Here is an 8,202-nt window from a genome sequence, read left to right as displayed (position 1 = left end):
TCTCCCTGGCGGGTTCGGATGGGGCGATCGCACCCCCATTCCTCAGACTGATATGCCTTCTTAGGGCATCGGTACAGTATCAGTTCAATCGCACCAAGGCTTTTGTCCCTAATTTGCTGCTAATTGGTGGAAATTTTGGAAACAATCGGGGTTCTCACCTTTAACTCCCCGGAAACCCTAAAAAAAACTGGCCTTCTTTCAGTCTGCCGATTAAGTTAAACTTAAACTATCAATTCCTTCGAGGGTGGTGGTTTAGTGCCAGTCCGATTTACGGAGTGACCCCCCCCACATCCCGAAACTTGAACCTAACCCCTTGGACTGATTTCAGTCAGGGATTGAGTTCAGCTAAATTGCCCTGATTTACATCAATCTAGGCTTATTTTTAGGCCAGTTGTCACCTCTAATCCACTCCAATGAATATGTGTAAATTGGGGTAAAATATGACAGTTGCTGAGTTTAATCCCCTGGGATATTGTAATATCTATAAGGTTCTGCGAAGCCTCGCCTTAATACCACAAAACTTGATTGTTTACTCACCCCTATTCTAATTATGTTGAATATTTCTGGCGTGACCGTTCAAACTCAAATTTATGAAAGTGCCAACTCCATTGTCTATCGAGGCATCTGGGATTCAGATTCTCAACCGATTATCCGAAAAATCCTCAAAGAAAATTATCCCACCCCCCAAGAACTCGCCCGCTACCGCACCGAATATCAGATTACCCAATCCCTGAATGTACCGGGTGTGGTGAAGGTTTATGACTTGCAGAAATATCAAAATACCCTCGTCATGTTTGTGGAGGACTTTGGGGGTGAATCTCTAAAACATGGGCTGAGTGAACGCACCTGGAACTTAGAAGAGTTTCTGCATCTGGCGATCGCCATCACTGAAGCATTAGGACAAATTCATGGGGCGAATATTATCCACAAAGATATTAACCCGAGCAATATTGTTTTTAATCCGAACACCAGACAGGTTAAAATCATTGACTTTGGCATCTCCACTCAACTGACCCGAGAAAATACTACCCTAAAAAATCCCAACATCCTAGAAGGCACTCTCCCCTATCTCTCCCCGGAACAAACCGGGCGAATGAACCGCTGTATCGACTACCGCAGTGACTTTTATTCCCTAGGGGTGACCTTCTACGAACTGCTCACTCACCGACTACCCTTTGAAACCACCGACCCCCTAGAATTAGTCCACTGTCACATTGCCAAACAGCCGGTTACTCCCACTGATATTGATGCCAATATTCCCCCAGTTTTGTCGGACATTATCCTCAAACTGATGGCAAAAACGGCGGAAGAACGCTATCAGAATGCTTATGGATTAAAAGCGGATTTAGAGGAATGTTTGCGTCAAAACAATGCAGATATTGTATTGAAATTTTCCCTGGGCCGTCATGATATTTCGGATAAATTTCAACTGCCGCAAAAACTGTATGGCCGAGAGTCAGAAATCCAGAGTTTATTAGCAGCCTTTGCCGGAAGTAGTATCCAAAGTAAACTGATGCTGATTGGGGGATATTCCGGCATTGGCAAATCGGCTTTAGTCCAAGAACTCTATAAACCGATTACGGAAAAACGAGGTTATTTTATTTCGGGTAAATTTGACCAATATCAGCGAAATATTCCTTACAGTGCGATAGTTAGGGCCTTTCAAGGGTTAGTCAAACAACTGCTGATGGAAAGTGAAGCACAGCTCAACCAGTGGCGGGAGAATCTGTTAGCCGCAGTGGGAGTTAATGGACAAGTAATTGTAGAGGTGATTCCGGAAATAGAATTAATTATTGGCCCCCAATCCGAGGTTGTTGAACTTGGACCTAACGAGTCACAAAATCGCTTTAACTTGGTGTTTCAGAATTTCATCAAAGTATTTACCCAACAGGAACATCCCTTAGCCTTATTTATTGATGATTTGCAATGGGCGGATGGAGCATCTTTAAAGCTGATGCAATTGTTGATGGCGGGGCGATCGCCAGGATTGTTTTTAATCGGGGCGTATCGCGACAATGAAGTTTCCGCCGCCCATCCCCTGATGTTAACCTTAGATGAAATTGCCAAAACTGGGGCGATTATTCAGCGCATTGCTCTGGCCCCCTTGGACTTAGAAACCATCGCCAAATTGATTGGAGATACCCTCAACTGTGACGGTCAAACTGTCCAACCCCTCGCCGAGTTAGTCCAAGGCAAAACCGGCGGAAATCCATTTTTTATGAATGAATTTTTGAAATCTCTCTATACCGAAGAACTGCTAGATTTTGACCGGCAAACTCTGCGGTGGGAGTGGGATTTAGAGCAAATTCAAGCCCGGGGCTTCACGGATAATGTGGTAGAACTGATGGTGGATAAAATTCAAAAACTGCCCGAAGAAACCCAAGAACTCTTACAACTTGCTGCCTGTACTGGCAACCAGTTTGACTTAAAATTTCTGGGATTAATTTGCGAAAAATCTTTAGCCGAAATGGTAACCGATTTGCAATCAGCCGTTACCGAAAGTTTGGTGATGCCCTTGGGGAATTTAGGAGAACTTGCCTTGGTGCTCGCCGAGTCAGAATTTTTGACCCCTGACCCCACCCAAACTCAACAGAAATCTTTACAATACAAATTTGGTCATGACCGAATTCAGCAAGCGGCCTATTCTCTAATTGACGAGGTTAAAATTCCCTATCTTCATCGGAAAATTGGAGATGTGATTCTACAAAATACGCCGAAGAATAAGCAGGAAGAGAAAATTTTTGATATCGTCAATCAACTCAACTTCGGAATCGGATTAATGAGCAGTCAGGCTGAAAAAAATGAGCTGGCTGAATTAAACCTGATTGCTGGAAAAAAAGCGAAACTATCCACGGCCTATCAGCCTGCTTTGAATTATTTGCAAGTGGGGATAGAACTATTAGGAACCCATAGCTGGCAAGACGAGTATGCCCTGACCCTCTCCCTCTATGAAGAAGCGACGGAAGTTGCCTATCTCAATACGGACTTTGCCTTGATGGATCAATGGGTGGAGACCGTAGTCGCGAAAGCCAAAACTGTCCTCGATAAGGTCAAAGTTTATGAGGTAAAAATTCAAGCCGGGGTGTCCCAAAGCAAGTTTAATGAAGCATTGGATATCGGACTAGAAGTCTTGAGCTTATTCGGTATCAAATTGCCGAGATACCCTAAAAAAATTGATATTTTGTTAGGGCTGATTCGGACAAAACTGACGATAGGGGTGCGACCGATCGCCAGTTTAGGAGACCTACCCCCCATGACTCAGCCTGAGATTCAAGCCATCATGGGTATTTTATCAAAACTCAATACGGCTATCTATTTTTCTGCCCCTTTATTGTTTCCCCTAGCTGTATTCCAACAGGTTAATTTATCTATCAAATGGGGCAATACTTCAGAATCAGCTTATGCTTATAGCTGCTATGGATTGATTCTCTGTGGCATTGGAGACATTGAGTCAGGCTATCAATTTGGTCAACTGGCCCTCAACTTCCTCAAACGACTCAACACCCAAAAAGTCAAATCCCGAACGGGCTACCTGGTTCATAGCTTTGTTAAACATTGGAAAGACCCGGTGCAAGCAATGTTAAACCCAATGCTAGAAGCTTATACCGTAGGACTGGAAACGGGAGATTTGGAATTTGCTGCCTATTCCGCATTTCATTACTGCTACTATAGTTTTCTGATCGGATCTGAACTGACCCAACTGGAGTCAGATATGGCGACCTACGCTCAGGTCATCCTTGAAACGGGACAAGAAAGAACGACAGACGGGCATCAGATATTTTATCAGGCTGTTCTGAACCTGCTCGGTAAAGCCGAAAATCCTTGTCATTTAATGGGAAGTGCTTTCGACGAACAGGTGAGGTTGCCAATCCTCGAAAGTCGTAAAGACCGGAGTACAATTTTCTGTCTCTACTTCAATAAATTAATCCTTTGCGTTCTGTTTGGGGAGGTTCATGAGGCGATCGCCAATGCGGATAAGGCACAAGAGTATATCGATGCTGTTCCCGCAACGCTTCTCCTATCTCAGGTTGCTTTTTATGATTCCCTAGCGCGTTTGGCAGGGGCAACGGATGCACCCCGATCGCAGAAAAATTCCTGGATTCACAAAGTATTGCGCAACCAAAAGAAAATCAAAAAATGGATGCATTATGCTCCCCAAAATAATTCCCAAAAATATTGGCTGGTGGAAGCTGAACTCTGTCGGGTTCAAGGCAAAGATGCCAAGGCAATGGAGTATTATGACAAAGCCATTAAACTCGCCCAAGAAAATGGCTATCTCCACGAACTGGCGATCGCTTATGAACTCGCAGCCAAATTCTATCTCTCCAAAGGGAAAGAGAAAGAGCTGACTGCGATCGCTTATATGCAGCAAGCTCGCTACAGTTATCAAATCTGGGGTGCATCTACAAAGGTCAAGGATTTAGAGACGCGATATGGCCAATTCTTTATTGCCAGGGAACGGGTCAGTACACACAGTACAACGAACTCAAACGTAACGAGCACAGGTTCTAATCATAACCTCGATATTGCCACGGTGATGAAGGCATCTCAAGCGATTTCCGGGGAAGTTTTGCTGGAAAAATTACTCTCTAGCTTGATGAAAATTCTCATCGAAAATGCTGGAGCGCAACGGGGCTATTTAATTTTATCAATTCACGGCGAATTGCTCATAGAAGCGGCAGGAGAAATCGAGGATGAGCGGGTCACCGTGTTGCAATCGATTTCCGTGGGAAACTGTCAGACCATTTCCAAATCCATTGTCAATTATGTAGCCCGAACTCAAGAAACCGTGGTGTTAAATGATGCCACGTGCAGCGGCAATTTTACCAGCGACTCTTATATCCAACAGGCTCAACCGAAGTCAATTCTATGCGCGCCTCTGATTGATCGAGGCCAACTCGTCAGCATTGTTTATTTGGAAAACAATAGCACAACGGGAGCCTTTACCCCAAAACGAGTGGAAGTTTTACAGTTGTTATCTGGGCAGGTGGCAATTTCTATTGAAAATGCCCGCTTGTATCAAACCTTGGAAGAGAAAGTCAAACAACGGACCGCACAATTAGCCAACGCGAATGCAGAAATTACGATTTTGAATGAGCGGTTAAAAGCGGAAAATATCCGGATGGGAGCCGAGTTAGATGTGACGCGGCGATTGCAAAAAATGCTGTTGCCGAACCAATCGGAACTGGATGCGATTGAGGGATTAGACATTGCCGGATTTATGGAACCGGCAGATGAAGTGGGGGGGGATTACTATGATGTCCTCAAAAGTGGCGATCGCATCAAAATTGCGATCGGGGATGTGACGGGACATGGGTTGCAAAGCGGTGTGGTGATGATGATGGCACAAACGGCGGTCCGGACGTTACTGGAAGGAGATTTTACTGACCCGGTGCAATTTTTAGATGTTATCAATCGCACAATTTATAAAAATGTGCAACGCATGAATTCTGATAAAAATATGACTCTTGTCCTGCTGGATTATCAAGAAGGAAAATTAACCTTGAGTGGGCAGCATGAAGAGGCGATCGTCATGCGTGCCGATGGGACAGTAGAGTGCATCGATACTGTTGATTTAGGATTTCCGATTGCTCTGATTGATGAGATTTCTGATTTTGTGAGTACCACTGAGATTCGGTTGAATCCCGGGGATGTGGTGGTGTTGTACACCGATGGAATTACGGAGGCGGTGGATAGCAATTTGGTGCAGTATGGTCTTGAGCCAATCATTGAATCAATTCGGCATCATTTAAACGGGAATGCGAGGGAGATTTGTCAAGGGGTGATTGAAGATGTCCGGCGGCATATTGGCGGGCAGAAGATTTACGACGATATCACCTTAATTGTTCTCAAACAGAAGTAACCGTTGCGATTTAGGGTTTTGTGTGGGGTGGGGTAGAGGATGCTCGGAGCAATCCGGGCTAAACCCCACCCCACCCCCATCAGAGAGTCACACCGATGATTACTTGTAAACGGGCATTTCGCCACTGTTGAGACGGAGCATATAACTGTCGAGATCCGCCCGAACTTTGTCCGCTAGCAGGAACCCGCCCAGCATATTGGGAAAGGCCATTGCAAAGAACATCATATCGGAGAAATCGAGGATGGCACCGAGGTTGATGACGGTCCCGAGGAAGACGCAAAAGACATAAATGATGCGGTAGATAATCATGCTGCTTTCGCCAAATAAGTAGGTCCAGGACCGTTCGCCGTAGTAACTCCAGGAAATCATGGTGGAGAAGGCAAAGAGAAATACCGCTAAGGTGAGGACGATGGGGAACCAACTAATCACCGAAGCAAAGGCAGCAGAGGTGGTTTCGACTCCCGGCGCGGTGTTGGGGTTGGCATATTCTCCGGTGATAATCACGACTAAGGCGGTCATGTTGCAGATAATGACGGTATCGATAAAGGGTTCGAGGAGGGCGACAATGCCTTCGCGGACGGGTTCTTCAGTTCTGGCAGCAGCATGGGCGATCGCCGCTGAACCGAGCCCGGCTTCATTGGAGAATGCCGATCGCCGGAACCCCTGGACTAATACCCCAAGAAATCCTCCATAAGCCGCTTGGGGGACAAAGGCTTCTGTAAAAATCCGGGCAAAGGCGGTAGGAATTGCCGGCAGATTCATTAAAATAATCCACAACGAAGCGGCAACGTATATGGTGCACATGGCGGGGACCAGGGCACCAGCGACGTTCCCAATCCGGCTAATCCCACCAATAATGACGAGGGAAACCATGAAGGCGAGGACAAGTCCGTACAGCCAGTTGGGGAGAGTCGGGAATAAGCCGGAAACAGCAACAAAGGATTGGTTCGCTTGGAACATATTGCCCCCACCGAAGGCAGCCCCAATACAGAGGATGGCAAACAAACTCGCCATGATATTGCCCAATTGACCCATACCTTTTTCGGCTAAACCCCGAGAGAGATAGTACATGGGGCCACCGGCAATCCGACCATCGGGCAAGACAATCCGGTATTTTTGAGCCAGGGTACATTCGACAAACTTGCTCGTCATGCCGAATAAGGCAGCAACGGTCATCCAGAACATGGCCCCGGGTCCCCCCACGGAAACGGCGATCGCCACCCCGGCAATATTCCCGAGTCCCACCGTGGCGGAGAGGGCCGCAGCTAGGGCTTGGAAATGGCTGACTTCTCCGGCTTCTGAGGGGTCATCATAGTGACCTTGAATGACGAAAAAGGCGTGTTTCAAGGCGCGGAAGTTGATAAAGCCCATGCGAATAGTGAAATAAACCGCACCGCTAATCAACCATAAGACAATTAGGGGGATGCCTAGGCCAAAATCGAAAAACAGAACCGCAGACATCCAGTCCACCACTTGAGTGAAAACGGCATCAAGGGTGGGGAGGAAGCCACTGGGTGCAGCCTCTTCAGCTTCTTGGGCGACTGCGGCGATCGGCAGGGCCAGTAGAAATAGGATGATGAGTGAAATCCAGCGTTTCTTCATAAGTGCAGTCAGTTAGAGGGAATGGGACAGGGAATGGGCGTCTTCAAGATGTGACTATACTGCCTTTGGCGGGTCAAGCTAGGCTTAACGGAAACATTCTGCCTTGTTATCGTTCAAGCTGTAACCAATCTGCTTAGTTTTGTCAAGAAACTGGGGATTGATTCCGGTTTCGGTTTGGGTTCCTAGAACGCCGATACCGTATTAAATCTGTACCACCAAAAACCCGGTTTCTCACCCCGGTGTACCTATGTCCTCGTTCAGACATCCCCCGCCCCTTATAAAAGAGAGGGGACTGGAGATGGCTCCATTTTTAGGCAGATGGGGACCCGATCGCCCTCGATTCTTTAAGCTTTTTAGCGCAATCGGTCAAAATTGTTCAGATTTGTAACGAATTTCACCGAGAAATCTCAGTAATCTCTGATAAAATTTCATATAAATAAACGGGATGCGGGAAACTCAGACACTTCAGTGTTCAGAGGTCCGCGACACGAGGGATTAAAATCCTCGTGGTATTTTATGTTAAAATTAGATTGTGAGTAAGAAAAAAAAACATCTGCGTGTTGAAGCATCCTAGTACGGAGAAATCCCGGCTCCTGTGAAACAACGGTTAGGTTTTAGTCCTGGCGCAGTATGACAAGAAAGAGCAAATAAAGGCAGGTTGCGGAGCGTACCGCGTTTTGGCTTAGTGATGGATTCTGAAAGCATTGAAGCCATAAAAGTAAACGCGATTACAACAT

The 8,202-nt window shown here is 46.2% G+C and carries 2 protein-coding genes; one reads left to right on the top strand and one right to left on the bottom strand.

Annotated features, from left to right (window positions below):
* Window positions 1-550: 550 nt before the first annotated feature.
* On the top strand, window positions 551-5,863 hold the full coding sequence (locus tag J0895_RS25080; RefSeq protein ID WP_207090707.1) for an AAA family ATPase: 5,313 nt from the start codon (window positions 551-553) through the stop codon (window positions 5,861-5,863).
* Window positions 5,864-5,962: 99 nt separating this feature from the next.
* Here J0895_RS25080 and J0895_RS25075 read toward each other — a convergent pair whose 3' ends face one another.
* Window positions 5,963-7,465, bottom strand: a complete 1,503-nt coding sequence (locus tag J0895_RS25075; RefSeq protein WP_207090706.1) for an alanine/glycine:cation symporter family protein — start codon at window positions 7,463-7,465, stop codon at window positions 5,963-5,965.
* Window positions 7,466-8,202: the final 737 nt, after the last annotated feature.

The organism is Phormidium pseudopriestleyi FRX01 (assembly GCF_017313335.1).
GTDB lineage: Bacteria > Cyanobacteriota > Cyanobacteriia > Cyanobacteriales > Laspinemataceae > Laspinema > Laspinema pseudopriestleyi.
Note: the sequence above shows the minus strand (reverse complement) of the source record. Positions and strands in the feature narration are given on the sequence as shown.

Coding starts and splice junctions, on each gene's coding strand:
- J0895_RS25080 (WP_207090707.1), top strand. CDS start 551: ATGTTGAATATTTCTGGCGTGACCGTTCAAACTCAAATTTATGAAAGT.
- J0895_RS25075 (WP_207090706.1), bottom strand. CDS start 7,465: ATGAAGAAACGCTGGATTTCACTCATCATCCTATTTCTACTGGCCCTG.